At 40.6% G+C, this 15,424-nt stretch carries 15 protein-coding genes; 10 read left to right on the plus strand and 5 right to left on the minus strand.

Annotated elements, in window-relative coordinates; genetic code table 11:
* The first annotated feature begins 9 nt into the window (after positions 1–9).
* Complete coding sequence (locus tag DRF63_RS00205) at positions 10–621, plus strand: HI_0552 family protein (protein ID WP_005595652.1); 612 nt, start codon at positions 10–12, stop codon at positions 619–621.
* A gap of 99 nt (positions 622–720) precedes the next feature.
* Here the strand turns inward: DRF63_RS00205 and rlmB are convergent, their stop codons facing one another.
* The 4 genes from rlmB to ribF form a co-directional block, all read right to left on the minus strand.
* Positions 721–1,464, minus strand: a complete 744-nt coding sequence (gene rlmB, locus DRF63_RS00210) for a 23S rRNA (guanosine(2251)-2'-O)-methyltransferase RlmB (RefSeq protein ID WP_005595655.1) — start codon at positions 1,462–1,464, stop codon at positions 721–723.
* Between the two features lie 78 nt (positions 1,465–1,542).
* Positions 1,543–2,907 carry a CDP-diacylglycerol--serine O-phosphatidyltransferase gene (gene pssA, locus DRF63_RS00215; RefSeq protein WP_005595658.1) on the minus strand — a complete coding sequence of 455 codons (1,365 nt, stop codon included), beginning with the start codon at positions 2,905–2,907 and terminating at the stop codon, positions 1,543–1,545.
* Positions 2,908–3,058: 151 nt separating this feature from the next.
* Positions 3,059–5,875 (minus strand): isoleucine--tRNA ligase, encoded by a 2,817-nt coding sequence (gene ileS, locus DRF63_RS00220; RefSeq protein ID WP_005595660.1) that lies wholly within the window; start codon positions 5,873–5,875, stop codon positions 3,059–3,061.
* Positions 5,876–5,935: 60 nt separating this feature from the next.
* Positions 5,936–6,898: a bifunctional riboflavin kinase/FAD synthetase gene (gene ribF, locus DRF63_RS00225; protein ID WP_043991686.1), complete on the minus strand. Its 963-nt coding sequence runs from the start codon at positions 6,896–6,898 to the stop codon at positions 5,936–5,938.
* Between the two features lie 332 nt (positions 6,899–7,230).
* Here ribF and nadR point away from each other — a divergent pair, with 332 nt between their 5' ends.
* The 4 genes from nadR (at position 7,231) to DRF63_RS00245 (ending at position 10,665) form a co-directional block, all read left to right on the plus strand.
* A complete protein-coding gene (gene nadR, locus DRF63_RS00230; protein ID WP_005618688.1) occupies positions 7,231–8,511 on the plus strand; it encodes a multifunctional transcriptional regulator/nicotinamide-nucleotide adenylyltransferase/ribosylnicotinamide kinase NadR in 1,281 nt (426 codons plus the stop codon).
* Positions 8,508–9,206, plus strand: a complete 699-nt coding sequence (locus DRF63_RS00235) for a metallophosphoesterase family protein (RefSeq protein WP_005595665.1) — start codon at positions 8,508–8,510, stop codon at positions 9,204–9,206. Before nadR ends, DRF63_RS00235 begins: the two co-directional genes overlap by 4 nt.
* Before the next feature lie 172 nt (positions 9,207–9,378).
* Positions 9,379–10,095 (plus strand): two-component system response regulator ArcA, encoded by a 717-nt coding sequence (gene arcA / locus DRF63_RS00240; protein ID WP_005595668.1) that lies wholly within the window; start codon positions 9,379–9,381, stop codon positions 10,093–10,095.
* Between the two features lie 51 nt (positions 10,096–10,146).
* Positions 10,147–10,665, plus strand: coding sequence for a porin family protein (locus tag DRF63_RS00245; protein ID WP_005595670.1), 519 nt, complete (start codon positions 10,147–10,149; stop codon positions 10,663–10,665).
* 82 nt (positions 10,666–10,747) lie between these two features.
* Here the strand turns inward: DRF63_RS00245 and DRF63_RS00250 are convergent, their stop codons facing one another.
* Complete coding sequence (locus DRF63_RS00250; RefSeq protein ID WP_005595671.1) at positions 10,748–11,284, minus strand: KdsC family phosphatase; 537 nt, start codon at positions 11,282–11,284, stop codon at positions 10,748–10,750.
* Between the two features lie 54 nt (positions 11,285–11,338).
* Between DRF63_RS00250 and DRF63_RS00255 the strand changes: the two genes are divergently transcribed.
* The 5 genes from DRF63_RS00255 to DRF63_RS00270 all read left to right on the plus strand — a co-directional run bounded on the left by DRF63_RS00255 (position 11,339) and on the right by DRF63_RS00270 (position 15,374).
* Entirely contained in the window at positions 11,339–12,022 is a 684-nt protein-coding gene (locus DRF63_RS00255) for a YggS family pyridoxal phosphate-dependent enzyme (protein WP_005595672.1), read from the plus strand.
* 41 nt (positions 12,023–12,063) lie between these two features.
* On the plus strand, positions 12,064–12,240 hold the full coding sequence (locus tag DRF63_RS11180) for a hypothetical protein (RefSeq protein ID WP_233432330.1): 177 nt from the start codon (positions 12,064–12,066) through the stop codon (positions 12,238–12,240).
* Complete coding sequence (locus DRF63_RS00260) at positions 12,197–12,913, plus strand: hypothetical protein (protein ID WP_233432331.1); 717 nt, start codon at positions 12,197–12,199, stop codon at positions 12,911–12,913. Before DRF63_RS11180 ends, DRF63_RS00260 begins: the two co-directional genes overlap by 44 nt.
* 191 nt (positions 12,914–13,104) lie before the next feature.
* Positions 13,105–14,952 carry a translational GTPase TypA gene (typA, locus tag DRF63_RS00265; protein WP_005595675.1) on the plus strand — a complete coding sequence of 616 codons (1,848 nt, stop codon included), beginning with the start codon at positions 13,105–13,107 and terminating at the stop codon, positions 14,950–14,952.
* 158 nt (positions 14,953–15,110) lie between these two features.
* The gene (locus DRF63_RS00270; RefSeq protein WP_005595677.1) at positions 15,111–15,374 is read left to right on the plus strand and encodes a GrxA family glutaredoxin; all 264 of its coding nucleotides are present in this window, start codon (positions 15,111–15,113) and stop codon (positions 15,372–15,374) included.
* Positions 15,375–15,424: the final 50 nt, after the last annotated feature.

The following is a 15,424-nucleotide window of genomic DNA, read 5'->3' on the forward strand; positions in this document are numbered from 1 at the left end:
GGAACCAAAATGCTAAATGCCAAAAGTTGTGAATTATTTGAGATCCCGTTTTTTCAATTTGCGCAAATGAAAAAATATTGTCCGGAAGATATTCCGTTGATAAAAGCAAATTACAAATCGGAGTGGCAAAAATGGAAAGCGTTGCATTTAGAAGTGGCACGTCAGCTCGGTATGCCGTTTGCCGAACCGCATATTGAAAAATGGTGTAACGGTTGGCAGGTACGAGCGCATTTTTTTGCCTATTACAAATATGAATTTAACCGCAATTCTGCGGCAATTTTATCGGTGATTTTAAATCGCCGCCGTTTACAGGTGTGTTTGGATTGGCATTGTTACCGAGCGGATCGTTCTCAGATTTCGTTAGCACAATATAACCAATGGTTGGAAAAATTAGACCGCTTGCAATACCAAGATTTTGAGGTGTGGCACGGTGCGGAAAGTGAATATGCCGATTTTAAAACGCTTAAAGAGACAGATTCGTTGTCGCTTGAAAATGAGGAAGATTTTTGGTGCATCGGGCGCAATATTGAAAAAGCCGATTTGGATCAGATTGATATAGCGGAATTTATTTACCAAACGATTCGAAAATTATTACCTCTGTATGAGGTGTGTCATCAGTAGAGAAAATACGGAAGAGATAAGCGGTTAAATTTGTAGCAAACTTTGCAAATGCCGAGTGACTGAAATTTTATCATCTTCCATATTTGAAGAAATTAGCACTTATTGTGCGGCTAGTTTTTGGCGTACGATTTCAAATAAACATACGCCGGTCGCAACCGAAACGTTCAATGAAGAAACCGAACCCGCCATTGGGATACTGATTAACTGGTCGCAATGTTCACGGGTTAGACGACGCATACCGTCACCTTCCGCTCCCATCACTAAAGCGATAGCACCGGTTAATTTAGCCTGATAAATACCGGAAGTCGCTTCACCTGCCGTGCCGACAATCCAGATATTATGTTGCTCTTGTAGCTCTCGCATTGTGCGAGCAAGGTTGGTAACACGAATTAACGGCACGGTTTCCGCCGCACCGCAAGCTACTTTACGAGCGGTTGAGGTAAGCTGTGCCGATTTATCTTTCGGTACAATCACCGCATCCACACCTGCCGCATCTGCAGTACGCAAACAAGCACCAAGGTTATGCGGATCGGTCACACCGTCTAAGATTAATAAAAACGGGTTTTGTTTTTGCGCCAGAATAGCATCCAGATCATGTTCGTTCAGCTCTTTTTGCGGCACGACTTTCGCAATAATCCCTTGGTGAACTTCACCTTGCGCTTTGTTATCCAATGTTTGGCGGTTTACTTGCTGAACGGAAATACCTAAACGTTGTAACTCATTTAGTAACGGGGTTAAGCGTTTATCTTCACGCCCTTTTAGCACTAAAACTTCAATTAAGCGTTCCGGTGCGTTATCTAAGAAAGCTTTTACGGCATGAATACCATAAATTTGTTCGCTCATTTTTATTCCTTTGTAAATAAAAAAGACGGATAACAAAGTTTTATACAAATCTATGTTATCCGTGATAAATCAAATAATTTATAACAACATTTTGACGACTTTATCCAACTTCACTCGACCGAAACGTTTTAACAGTTTCCGTACCGCTTCGGGATAATCGTTAATTTGTTCTAAGTCACTATAGTGTTTTAAAACCGTCGTATGAGTACGAATCTGCGTTAATTCGGTTTCTGCCTTTGCGCTTAGTTCGGCTTTCGGGTCATAAATTAATACCGCATTTTCCGCGTCTAAAGCCCAAGCTCGAGGATTGAGATTATTACCGGTTAATAAGATATAACGATCGTCAATCCATACTCCTTTCAGATGGTAACTATTATCACCGTGTTTCCATAGACGTACGGTTAATTGCCCGTTCTGAATATAACGATCAAAACGTTTGGTAAAGGCGCGTAAATTTTTCTCATATAAATACGGCAATGCCGATGCCATCGTAAATTTTTCTTCCGGCGGCGTATAAAAGTCGTTGGCGGTTTTATCGCCGACAATAATTTCCGCTTTTTTACCGTGATCCAATAACCAATTTAAACGCTTATAGAGCGAAAGCGGAAAATTAAAATACGGCGTACATATCGTTAATTTATCTTCCACCTGATAAAACAAGGCTTCAATCGTTTTATTTAACGCATTTTTACGTCCTAAACCGACTAACGGCGATAAGCTCAATTGATCACTTTGCGGCTGTCCGTTAAATATATAACTTTGTGCGGATAAATATTTACGAAACGCTTTGATAAGCGGTCGAATTTCGTGCGTTTTCGGACGGTTGGCATTATCCAGACGATTTACCGCATCATGCTGCAAAATATGCGTATCGGCAAACTCGACTATGGCATCGGTTAAGGCTTTATTTTCAATCACATGATAACGGTCGTAACGATAACGTTCGAATTGTTGCAGATAGACGTTATTAATACTTGCGCCGCTATAGAGTAACGTATCATCGAAGATAAAGCCTTTTAAATGCAATACGCCGAATAACTCTTTGCGATTAACCGGCACGCCCCAAAACTGAATTTCTTGATCAGTCGGTAAATTATATTGTTGTTTGATTTTTACATACCAATCGGCATTTGAACTTGTCGTTTCTTCTCCGATACGACCTCGTTGCGCTCTGTGCCAATCGACGAGGACTTTAATATCGAGCGTAGGATTATCTCGTTTCGCTTGATATAAAGCGGTTAAAACTTCTTGCCCCGCTTCATCTTGTTCAAAATATAAAGCGGTTAAATAAATGCGTTTTTTTGCATTTTTGATTAGCGTTAAAATGCGCTCTTTGAACTCACGACTATCGGATAGAAATTCCACTTTATCCGCCGTTTGCGGGATAAAACGTAATGCTTCCAGCTGTTTTTTGGCGTGATTAGGTTTATTGAGAATGAGCATTTTACGATCCTATATGATAGACCCGATAGTAATATATCGGGTTAGTATATCGTTGTCGCTCTGCGACAGAATTTACGGAAGCTATTGATTAAAAATAACTTTGTAATGTAAAACCTCGCACATTGTGCGAGGTTACGTTACTTAAGCAATTTTAAGCAAACGAACGTTTCTCGCCTTCACCGGCTACGTTTTCTACGCAACGTCCGCACACCGAACTATGTTCCGTATGTGTACCGATGTCGGTTGCGAAGTGCCAGCAGCGTGGGCATTTTTCGCCTTCGGCACGTTCCACTTTCACCGCTAAACCTGCCATTTCGCCTTCCGCTACGTCCGCTTCGCTTAACGGCTTGATAATCGCTTGTGAAGTAATCAGTACAAAACGAAGTTCATTGCCAAGTTGCTCTAACATTGCACGGATTTCATTATTTGCATAAAGCGTTACTTTTGCTTCTAAACCCGAACCGATAACTTTGTCTTTACGCGCTTGTTCTAACACGCGGTTTGATTCGGCACGTACTTTTAAGATTTGTTGCCAGTAAGCGTCGTCCAATTTATCCGCTTCGGTTAAACCGAATAAGCCTTCGTAAAATTCTTCGGTAAAGACGAATTCCGAACGACCTTCAACTTGCGGTAAATAGCTCCAAATTTCATCTGCTGTGAACGATAGAATCGGTGCCATCCAACGAACTAACGCTTCTGCGATATGCCATAATGCGGTTTGGCAGCTACGACGTGCAAGACTGTCCGCTTTCGTTGTGTATTGACGGTCTTTGATAATATCTAAATAGAATGAACCCATTTCGATAGAGCAGAAACGCATTAAACGTTGTACCACCGTATGGAATTGGTAGTTATCGTACGCTTCTTTAATATCGTTTTGCGCTTCTAAAGCACAGCTTACCGCCCAACGATCGAGTGCGATCATTTCTTCCGGTTTAACTAAGTCACGTTTCGGATCAAAACCGTTTAAGTTTGCCAATAAGAAACGAGCCGTGTTACGGATACGACGATAAGATTCGCCCGCACTATTTAAGATATTGTGCGAAACGGCGATTTCACCGGTATAGTCGGTTGATGCCACCCATAAACGTAAAATATCCGCACCGTTTTTATTCCAAACTTCCGAAGGCACGATGACGTTACCTAACGATTTTGACATCTTACGGCCTTTTTCATCAACCACGAAACCGTGAGTTAACACTTGTTTATACGGTGCTTTGCCGTTTGTTGCCGTTGAAAGCATTAATGAAGACATAAACCAACCGCGGTGCTGGTCTGAGCCTTCAAGGTACATATCGGTACTGTTGCCATTAAACTCCGGACGAGCTTCTACTACGGATGCATAAGTAGATCCTGAATCGAACCATACATCTAAAGTATCCGGTACTTTACGGTAGTTTTTCGCATCTTCTTCACCTAGTACTTCAACCGGATCAAGATCCCACCACGCTTGAATACCTTTTTCTTCTACACGTTTAGCTACGCTTTCTAAGATTTCAAGTGTACGAGGATGTAGTTCTTCGGTTTCATTGTGAACAAACATCGTCATTGGCACACCCCAAGTACGTTGACGAGAGATACACCAGTCAGGACGGTTTGCCACCATGGTATCAATACGCGCTTCCCCCCAACTTGGGATCCAACGTACCGATTTAATTTCGCCTAACGCTTGTTCACGTAAGCCTTGCGTTTCCATACCGATAAACCATTGCGGAGTCGCACGGAAAATAATCGGTGTTTTATGACGCCAACAGTGCGGGTAGCTATGTTTGATACGTTCTAATTTTAATAACGCTCCGACTTCTTTTAATTTTTCTAAAACTTTTTCGTTTGACTCGAATACACCTAAGCCGGCAAAGAACGGCGTAGTTGAAATAAACTTACCGTCATTCGCCACTAAACCAGCCATTTCGATATTATATTTTTTCGATACCACAAAGTCGTCTTGACCGTGATCCGGTGCGGTGTGTACCAAACCGGTACCGCCGTCAGTAGTTACGTGATCGCCTAAAATTAACGGCACGCTGTAATCATAGAACGGATGTTGGAATTGCATTAACTCTAATGCGTCGCCTTTTACTTCACCTAATACTTCGACCGATTCTATGCCGACCGCTTTTTGTACGCTTTCCACTAAATCTTTGACTAAAACAACACGTTCATCACCAAATTGAACTAATTGATAGTCGAATTCAGGATTGATTGAGATCGCTTTGTTTGAAGGTAAAGTCCAAGGTGTTGTGGTCCAAATTACTGCGGAAATTTGACCGCTTCCTTTACCTACTGCGTTGAATTTTGCTTCAACAGCCGCACTATCAATCGCTTTAAAGCGAACATAAATAGACGGAGACACTTTGTCTTCGTATTCTACTTCCGCTTCCGCTAATGACGAGCCGCAGTCTAAACACCAGTGAACCGGTTTAGAACCTTTGTATAAGTGACCGTTCGCAATCACTTTGCCTAAGGTACGGATAATGTGTGCTTCCGTATCAAAATTCATCGTAAGGTACGGATTATCCCAGTCACCTAAAATCCCCATACGGATAAAGTCTGCTTTTTGTCCTTCGACTTGCTCTTTTGCATAATCACGGCAAGCTTGACGGAATTCCGCCGCAGAAATTTTTTCGTTCGGTTTGCCGACGATACCTTCTACTTTTAATTCAATCGGTAAACCGTGGCAGTCCCAACCCGGAACATAAGGCGTATCGAAACCTAAAGCGGTTTTCGATTTCATAATAATATCTTTTAAAATTTTATTAACTGCATGACCAATGTGAATATTACCGTTCGCATACGGAGGACCGTCGTGCAGAATGAAAGATTTTTTCCCTTTCGAACTTTCACGTACTTTTTGGTATAGGTTTTTGTCATACCAATTTTTTAACATATCGGGTTCACGTTTAGCGAGATCCCCACGCATAGGAAAGCCTGTTTCAGGCAAATTTAAAGTGTTTTTGTAATCAATCATGTTTGTTTTCCAGTTAATAAAATTTTTAGTTTGAATTCGGTTTAATTATTCGATTACTTGCTAGTTTGCAAAATGTTTAAAAAATTCGACCGCTTGTTCTCTGTCTTTTTCGATTTGTGCTTTCAGTGCTTCAAAGTCGGGAAATTTGACTTCATTACGAATTTTACGAATAAAAAATACTTCTATCGCTTCGCCGTAAATCGAACGATTAAAATCAAAAATATGCACTTCAAGCAACGGTTTCGTGCCGTTAATGGTCGGTCGGTTTCCGACATTAGCGATCCCGTTATGTCTGCCCGTTTGGGTTTGAATTTGTACGGCGAATACGCCTTGTAGCGGGGTAATTAATCGGTTTAGCATAATATTTGCGGTCGGAAAACCGATCGTTCTCCCGAGCTTATTACCATGCGCCACTCTGCCGCAAATAGAATAAGGCTTGCCTAATAATTTTTCGGCTAAAACGAGATCATCTTGTTGTAATGCCGTTCGAATTAAAGAACTGCTGACACGTTGTTCCGCATGATTTAATGTCTGACTGTCTTCAACGGCAAAGCGATATTTCAATCCGGCATTACGTAACAAGGCAAAATCACCGGTTCGGTTTGCACCGAAGCGGAAATCGTCGCCTACGCTTAAGTAACGCACTCGCAATTGTTTAACTAATAACTCGCGGATAAAAGCGTCAGCCGATAAATTGGCGAATCGTTCGTTAAATCTTACGCAAAGGACGAAATCAACGCCGGCTTGTTCAAGATATTTTAATTTATCCCGTAAACGCATCAAGCGAGCGGGAGCGATACAAGCGGTTGAATTTGCTTGTTTATTTGCAAAAAACTCTCTCGGCTGCGGTTCAAACAACATCACGACCGAAGGTAAGTTACGCTCAAGCGCTTGATCACATAGGCGAGCGAGAATATTTTGGTGTCCCAAGTGAACACCGTCAAAATTACCGATACTGATAACGCTGCCTTTTGCGAGGTCTTTGTGATTTGCCAAATTGTATAAGCCGCGAATGAGTTGCATTTTTTCCGCTTTTAATGTCCGTTTTTTTAAGAAAATTCCGTTGATTATACGGTTATCGACCAAAAATGAAAAGTCAAATGCAATGCAGATTTTACCATTTTATGTCTAGGGTTGCGTCCCGAAAAATTTTCGCCGTAACGTTTGGCATAAAATAGTATATGGATAAGCGGTCGTTTTTTATTTAAACGAAGAATTCGCTTTGTCTTATATAAAATACGGAACGAAAAAATATGTCGAAAAATAGCGCATCCATATAATATTTTTTAGATAAATCAATACTCAAATGCTACATTTTGTTTTATTATAACAAAAGTTATTTTGAGGAAAAAATTATGACAAATTTTGCTTACCTTCAACAAAAACGCAAACAATTAAAAATGAAAGTAAATGATGTTTGTGAGCAAGCCGGCGTAACTCGCGCTTATTTTAATCAATTGGTAAGCGGGAAAATTAAAAATCCGAGCGCAAATAAATTAAAAGCGTTACATCAAGTATTAAATATCGTGGAAGATATGAATCAGCGTGTCGGGGTCATTTTCGGTAAATTTTATCCGGTTCATACCGGTCATATTCATATGATCTACGAAGCCTTCAGTAAAGTGGACATTTTACATGTGGTGGTTTGTACCGATGCGGAGCGTGATCTGCAACTTTTCAAAGACAGTAAGATGAAGCGTATGCCGACCAATGAAGACAGACTTCGTTGGATGCAACAAATCTTTAAATACCAGCAAAAGCAAATTTTTATTCATCACCTCAAAGAAGACGGCATTCCGAGCTATCCGAACGGATGGCAAGGTTGGGCGGATCGCGTAAAAGAATTATTCAATGAGAAGAATATTCGTCCGTCGCTTGTGTTTAGCAGTGAGGTTCAAGATAAAGAACCGTATGAAAAATATTTGGATTTGGAAGTTCATCTGGTTGATCCTAAACGAGAGTCTTTCAATGTGTCCGCCACTAAAATTCGTAATAATCCGTTCCAATATTGGCGATTTATCCCGAAAGAAGTACGTCCTTTCTTTGTAAAAACCATTGCGATTTTAGGCGGGGAAAGTAGCGGTAAATCGGTCTTGGTCAGCAAACTTGCCAACGTATTTAATACTACTTCCGCTTGGGAATACGGACGAGAATTCGTGTTTGAGCGTTTAGGCGGTAATGAGCAGGCAATGCAATATTCCGATTATCCGCTCATGGCGTTAGGTCATCAGCGATATATCGACTATGCGATGAAACACGCGCATAAAGTGGCATTGATTGATACCGACTATATTACTACGCAGGCGTTTTGTATTCAGTACGAAGGTAAATCACATCCTTTCTTAGATTCGATGATCAAGGAATATCCTTTTGACGTCACGATTTTATTGTCCAATAACACCAAGTGGGTGGACGACGGAATGCGTAGCCTTGGCTCGGTCAAGCAACGTCAGCGTTTTCAACAGTTGTTGAAGAAACTGCTCGAAAAATACAATGTGCCTTATATCGAAATTGAGTCGCCGAGCTACTTGGATCGATATAATCAAGCGAAAGAAGTGGTTGAAGCCATTTTGAAAGAAGAAGAAATTCCATTGCAATTTAAACAGTATAATCATACGACGGAAGATAAAGAATGATACTTTTTGCGGGCGATCCTCACGGTAGTTACCGGCATCTTTATCCTGTACTACAGGAATATAAAGGTGAGGAAATCGCATTGGTCATTTTAGGTGATCTACAACTTACGACGCCGGATGAACTGGATAAACTTTCACAATATTGTGACGTTTGGTTTATTCACGGTAATCACGACAGTAAAACCGTCGCCGCATTTGATTCGATTTGGAATAGCGAGTGGAAAACGCGCAGTTTGCACGGCAAAGTCGTAGATATTCAAGGGGTAAAAATCGCCGGCTTGGGCGGTGTGTTCAGAGGGCATATTTGGATGCCGCCGAATCGCCCGATGTTTTTTGACCCGATTCATTATTGCCAATATTGTCCGCAAGAACGTATTTGGCGCGGCGGCTTGCCGTTACGTCACAGAACGTCGATTTTTCCATCGGATGTCGAAATACTGGAAGGGCTGCAAGCGGATATTTTAATTACGCACGAAGCGCCCCGTCCGCATCCGCAAGGGTTTGCCGTGATTAATCAACTGGCGAAAAAGATGGGAGTTAATAAAATTTTTCATGGACATCATCATGATAATTTCGATTATCGCCCGATAAATCGTAATAAACATTGCGATATTTTTAATATCGGCTTTCGTAGTTTAGCGGACATTAACGGAAATTATTTGATTGTCGGGGTGGATGATCGGGAGAATCGCTAACAATTTTTTAATATCAGTATAGCAAGAGTGTAAAGATATTTGACTTTACATAACAAAAGTATAATTAACTCTTTCTAGTAAGTCGGAAGATAGGTAAAATTGCCACAATTTTACAACAATAATTCAACAGATTGTAATAACGGATTTTTAAAATTAACAGAAGGCTTATACAATGCAGAACCCACAAATCTTGATTGTCGAAGATGAACTTGTTACGCGCAATACGCTCAAAAGTATATTCGAGGCGGAAGGTTATGAAGTTTTTGAGGCGACGGACGGCACGGAAATGAACGCCATTCTTGCGCAACAAGAAATTAATCTTGTGATTATGGATATCAATCTTCCGGGTAAAAACGGTTTAATGTTGGCGCGCGAATTAAGAGAGAACACTAAAATTGCATTAATGTTCTTAACCGGACGCGATAATGAAGTGGATAAAATTCTCGGTTTGGAAATCGGTGCGGACGATTATATTACTAAACCGTTTAACCCTCGTGAATTAACCATTCGTGCGCGTAATCTTTTACATCGTACGATGAATGAAAAAGAGAAAACGACGAAAGACATCGTACAGACGGACAGCTATCGTTTTAACGGCTGGGAGCTTGATGTTAATAGCCGTAGTCTAATTACACCGGAAGGTGTGGTAAATAAATTACCTCGTAGCGAATTTAGAGCGTTACTCCATTTCTGTGAGAACCCGGGTAAAATTCAAACACGAGAAGATTTATTACTAAAAATGACCGGTCGTGAGCTAAAACCGCATGACCGTACTGTGGATGTGACGATTCGTCGTATTCGTAAACACTTTGAAGATCACCCTAATACACCGGAAATCATTGTAACCATTCATGGTGAAGGTTACCGTTTTTGCGGCGAGTTAGAGTAGTAATTAAACGCCTATAAGCGTTTAGCATCTTCTTTCTAAAAAGGACATTTTATGAAAAATTTAACAGTTTTAGCATTAGCAGGTTTATTCTCTGCGTCGGCATTTGCCGCACCGGTCGGAAATACCTTTACCGGCGTAGGCGTAGGCGTTGATCTCACCACGGTAAAATATAAAGTGGACGGTGTGAAAGGTAAACAATCAACCGGTCCTGCGTTAGTCGTAGATTACGGTATGGATTACGGTGACAATTTTGTTGGTGTTGTACAAGGTAAAGTAAAAGTAGGCAGTACAAAAGTATTTAGCGATGTAAAACAAAAAACTAAATATACTGTCGCTTATCAACAAGGTTATCGTGTAGCTTCTGATTTACTTCCGTATGTCAAAGTCGATGTGGCGCAAAGTAAAGTCGGCGATACCAATTTCCGTGGTTACGGTTACGGTGCCGGTGCTAAATATGCCGTATCAAGTAATGTAGAAGTGGGTGCGGAATATACGCGCAGCAATTTAAGAAAAAGCGGTGCTAAATTAAAAGGTAATGAATTTACTGCGAACCTAGGTTACCGTTTCTAATTATTTTTCCCTTATGACAAGCGGTCGTTTCTTGCAAAAAATTTGCGAAAAACGACCGCTTATTTTTTTATTAATACTTTATTTACTGAGCCATTTTTTCAGCTACGGTTAGAAAACCGTCTGCAGTCGCATAGATTTCTTCAAAGCCTTGCGCTTGTAGAATACGGTCGGACACTTCACGAAATGCGCCCTCTCCACCTGCCTTTTCTAATATCCAATCCGCTTTTGCTTTCACATAGTCGTGCGCATTACGGGTAGCAATTGCCAGTCCGCAAACCTCAAATGCCGGTAAATCTAACGTATCATCGCCAATAAAAGCCGTTTGTTCCGCTGTTACGCCAGCTTCTTTCATCAATTCAAAACAGGCGGAACGTTTTTCCATTTTGCCTAATTTAAACAGAGGCACTTTCAGTACATCAATACGTTTACGCAACAATGCCGAATCGCCGCCGGATAAAATTGCAACTTGGACTCCACAGGTTCGCAGCATTTTCATCCCTAAGCCGTCATGGACGTGGAAGCGTTTCATTACTTCGCCTTCTGCGGTGTAATACATGCCACCGTCGGTAAGCACACCGTCCACATCGGTAATCACTAATTTAATCTGAGTTAAATCCATTATTCTGTTCCTCAATATGCTATGATTTATCCATTATAGTTTTTGGAGTAAAAAATGTCGATTTCTCAAAATTTATCTGAAATTAAGCAACAAATTCAGCAAATTTCCCAACAATGCGGGAGAGATAATGTACGCTTATTAGCCGTTTCTAAAACTAAACCGGTTGAAGCGATTGAAGAGGCGATTGCCGCCGGACAAACTGCCTTCGGCGAAAACTATGTGCAGGAAGGTGTGGAGAAAATTGCTTATTTTGCTCAACAGCCGAATTTAGAATGGCATTTTATTGGGCCTTTACAGTCGAATAAAACCCGCTTAGTGGCGGAAAATTTTGACTGGATTCAAACGGTTGATCGTTTAAAAATTGCCGAACGCTTGAGTGTGCAACGCTCGGCAAATAAAGCACCGCTCAATGTGTTGATTCAGATTAATATTAGTGATGAAGCATCTAAATCAGGTATTCAACCCGAAGAGTTAGATGAGTTGGCAAAAGCGATTAGCCAGCTACCGAATTTACGTTTACGTGGTTTGATGGCGATTCCGAAGCCGGAAAGTGAGCCGGAGCAGCAAAAAATCGCATTGCGTAAAATGCAGCAACTTTTTGACCGCTTGCAAGACGAGTTTGAAGGGATAGATACGCTTTCAATGGGAATGTCCGATGATATGGCGGCGGCGATTGAGTGCGGTTCGACGATGGTTCGTATCGGCACAGCGATTTTTGGAACAAGGTATTATAGTTAATAGAGTAAAATACTTAGGTTTTTATTTAGGGAGTATATTTTATGCAAGCTCACATGCAAGCAAGTGAACCTATAGCTGCAGTTGTTACGGCAACTATTGGTAAACCTAGTCTTGAACAGGCTATTTTAAGTGTCAAGAATCAAACAATTCCTTGTAAACATTATGTTTTTGTCGATGGGAAACAATATTGGAAGGCAGCTAAAGAAATTATTAGATAAATATCCTGATGTAATTGCAACCTATTTACCTATGAATACCGGACAATTGAGTTTTAAAAATAGTGCAATTTTTAGTCTTGCTCCTTTTACTGTTAAAGAAGAGTTTATTGGTTTTTTAGATGATGATAATTGGTTTGAATTACAGCATATGGAAGAGGCTGTTAGATCTATTCAAGATAACGAGGTTGATTACGCCTATAGTCTTAGAAACAAGATATTTGTTTATGGTGATCGTCATTTTATTTGTCAAGATACGGTAGAGTCTATAGGACATTTTAAACGAGCTTTACCAAATGAAATTAGAGTTGATTTTCAGGATACAGGGGTACAATTAGTTAATAGAATGGCGAAAGGAGCTCCGTTAGTTGATGCGAGTTGCTATGTGATGAGAAAGAACATCGCTATTCGTGTAGCTTCCGCTTGGTATGAAGGTGCTATAGTAAATGATCGAAATGTATTAAAACGTCTAACAGATATAAATGCAAAGTCTGTATGTGTTGGAAAATATAATGTAAATTATAGAACTATGTTAGATAAAGAATTAATTACATCACTTATGAATAACCATAATCTTAATGAAGATGAGGTTCTTTCTACATTATATGTTTTTTATGAAGAAATTAATAACCAGCATCGAAGAATGTTTGGAGGAAAGTTTCCTTGGGAAGCATAATTTGCAAAAAATTTAGTAAATCGGACCGCTTAAATCATAGCCAATAAATAAAAATTTCTGTATAATCTCGCCCCTTGATGAATTGTGATCTTGATCACATTAGATCACGTGTAAAGGGGCGATTCCCTTCAATAAAGATTTCCACGGTGTGTATAAACGCACCCTATATTCAACTCAATAAAGACATTTCAATGCAAAATTTAGATATTAATAAATTGCGTAATATCGCAATTATCGCGCACGTTGACCACGGTAAAACAACGCTTGTAGATAAACTTTTACAACAATCAGGCACATTAGGCGAAACGCGTGGCGATGCGGACGAGCGTGTAATGGACTCAAACGATCTTGAAAAAGAACGCGGCATTACCATTCTCGCTAAGAATACGGCGATTAACTGGAACGATTACCGTATCAATATCGTAGATACGCCGGGACACGCGGACTTCGGCGGTGAAGTGGAGCGCGTACTTTCAATGGTCGATTCTGTGTTATTAGTGGTAGATGCGTTTGACGGTCCAATGCCGCAAACACGTTTCGTAACCCAAAAAGCATTTGCACACGGTTTAAAACCGATCGTAGTTATCAATAAAGTGGACCGTCCGGGCGCACGTCCCGACTGGGTTGTGGATCAAGTATTCGATTTGTTCGTAAACTTAGGTGCAACTGACGAGCAATTAGATTTCCCAATTATTTATGCATCGGCATTAATGGGTGTTGCAGGGTTAGAGCACGAAGATCTTGCGGAAGATATGACCCCGTTATTCCAAGCGATCGTTGATCACGTTGAACCGCCAAAAGTGGAATTAAACGCACCGTTCCAAATGCAAATTTCACAATTAGATTACAACAACTATGTGGGCGTAATCGGTATCGGCCGTATCAAACGCGGTTCAATCAAACCGAACCAAACGGTTACTGTGATTGACTCTGAGGGCAAAACCCGTAACGGTAAAGTGGGTCAAGTATTAGGTCACTTAGGTTTACAACGTTACGAAGCAAACGAAGCATTTGCCGGCGACATCATCGCAATCACCGGTTTAGGCGAATTAAATATTTCAGATACGATTTGTGATATTAACAACGTAGAAGCATTACCGGCATTAACCGTTGATGAACCTACCGTAACGATGTTCTTCTGTGTGAATACTTCTCCGTTCTGCGGTCAAGAAGGTAAGTTTGTGACATCACGTCAAATCCTTGAGCGTTTAAACAAAGAATTAGTCCACAACGTAGCATTACGTGTAGAAGAAACACCAAATCCGGATGAATTCCGTGTATCCGGTCGTGGTGAGTTACACTTATCGGTATTAATCGAAAATATGCGCCGTGAAGGTTACGAGTTAGCGGTATCGCGTCCGAAAGTAATCTACCGTGAAGAAAACGGCAAAAAACAAGAGCCATTTGAGCAAGTAACCATCGATATCGAAGAACAACACCAAGGTGCGGTAATGGAAGCATTAGGTATCCGTAAAGGTGAAGTGAAAGATATGATTCCGGACGGTAAAGGTCGTACACGTTTAGAATACGTGATCCCAAGCCGTGGTTTAATCGGTTTCCGTAACGAATTTATGACGATGACTTCTGGTACAGGTTTACTTTATTCAAGCTTCAGTCATTATGATGACGTAAAACCGGGTGAAATCGGTCAGCGTAAAAACGGCGTGTTAATTTCTAACGCAACCGGTAAAGCGCTTGCTTATGCATTATTCGGTTTACAAGAACGCGGTAAATTAATGATTGATCACGGTGTGGACGTTTACGAAGGTCAAATTATCGGTATTCACAGCCGTGGTAACGACTTAACCGTAAACTGTTTACAAGGTAAAAAATTAACCAATATGCGTGCATCGGGTAAAGATGATGCAATCGTATTAACAACTCCGGTTCGTTTGAGTTTAGAACAAGCGTTAGAGTTTATCGATGATGACGAGTTAGTCGAAGTAACGCCGCAATCAATTCGTGTACGTAAACGTTTATTAACCGAAAATGATCGTAAACGTGCGGGTCGTACTACAACAAGTACCAGCACGAAATAATTTGTATTAGTTTAATGAAATGCTCGCTGCTATTACCTAGCAAGCGGGCATTTTTTTAGGATTTTTTGCAAAAAGCTGATAGAATTCGACCGCTTACCAGTCTGTTGAAACTGGCATTTATCACTGAATAATTAGCTCAATTTTATAAGGAATGAATTATGTTCGTAGAAATTTATGGTCGTATGACTTGCCCGTACTGCACACGTGCAAAAGCGTTAGCAGAAAAAATGAAAGGCGAATTAGCTGATTTCGATTTTAAATTTATCGATATGATTGCTGAAGGCATTTCAAAAGAAGATTTAGAACCGCGTGTCGGCAAACCGGTTGCAACCGTGCCGCAAATTTTCTTAGATAACGTTCACGTTGGCGGTTGTACTGATTTCCAAGCGTTAGTGAAAGAAAAATTCGGGATTGAAGTTTAATTACTAATCATTAGAAACAAAAACGGCACAAGTATTTAATTTACTTGTGC

The sequence above is a fragment of the Actinobacillus pleuropneumoniae genome (genome assembly GCF_003290385.1).
In the GTDB taxonomy this organism is placed as follows: domain Bacteria; phylum Pseudomonadota; class Gammaproteobacteria; order Enterobacterales; family Pasteurellaceae; genus Actinobacillus; species Actinobacillus lignieresii.

Coding starts and splice junctions, on each gene's coding strand:
- DRF63_RS00255 (WP_005595672.1), top strand. CDS start 11,339: ATGTCGATTTCTCAAAATTTATCTGAAATTAAGCAACAAATTCAGCAA.
- ileS (WP_005595660.1), bottom strand. CDS start 5,875: ATGATTGATTACAAAAACACTTTAAATTTGCCTGAAACAGGCTTTCCT.
- pssA (WP_005595658.1), bottom strand. CDS start 2,907: ATGCTCATTCTCAATAAACCTAATCACGCCAAAAAACAGCTGGAAGCA.
- DRF63_RS00270 (WP_005595677.1), top strand. CDS start 15,111: ATGTTCGTAGAAATTTATGGTCGTATGACTTGCCCGTACTGCACACGT.
- DRF63_RS00260 (WP_233432331.1), top strand. CDS start 12,197: ATGGGAAACAATATTGGAAGGCAGCTAAAGAAATTATTAGATAAATAT.
- DRF63_RS00205 (WP_005595652.1), top strand. CDS start 10: ATGCTAAATGCCAAAAGTTGTGAATTATTTGAGATCCCGTTTTTTCAA.
- DRF63_RS11180 (WP_233432330.1), top strand. CDS start 12,064: ATGCAAGCTCACATGCAAGCAAGTGAACCTATAGCTGCAGTTGTTACG.
- nadR (WP_005618688.1), top strand. CDS start 7,231: ATGACAAATTTTGCTTACCTTCAACAAAAACGCAAACAATTAAAAATG.
- DRF63_RS00245 (WP_005595670.1), top strand. CDS start 10,147: ATGAAAAATTTAACAGTTTTAGCATTAGCAGGTTTATTCTCTGCGTCG.
- typA (WP_005595675.1), top strand. CDS start 13,105: ATGCAAAATTTAGATATTAATAAATTGCGTAATATCGCAATTATCGCG.
- DRF63_RS00235 (WP_005595665.1), top strand. CDS start 8,508: ATGATACTTTTTGCGGGCGATCCTCACGGTAGTTACCGGCATCTTTAT.
- arcA (WP_005595668.1), top strand. CDS start 9,379: ATGCAGAACCCACAAATCTTGATTGTCGAAGATGAACTTGTTACGCGC.
- rlmB (WP_005595655.1), bottom strand. CDS start 1,464: ATGAGCGAACAAATTTATGGTATTCATGCCGTAAAAGCTTTCTTAGAT.
- ribF (WP_043991686.1), bottom strand. CDS start 6,898: ATGCAACTCATTCGCGGCTTATACAATTTGGCAAATCACAAAGACCTC.
- DRF63_RS00250 (WP_005595671.1), bottom strand. CDS start 11,284: ATGGATTTAACTCAGATTAAATTAGTGATTACCGATGTGGACGGTGTG.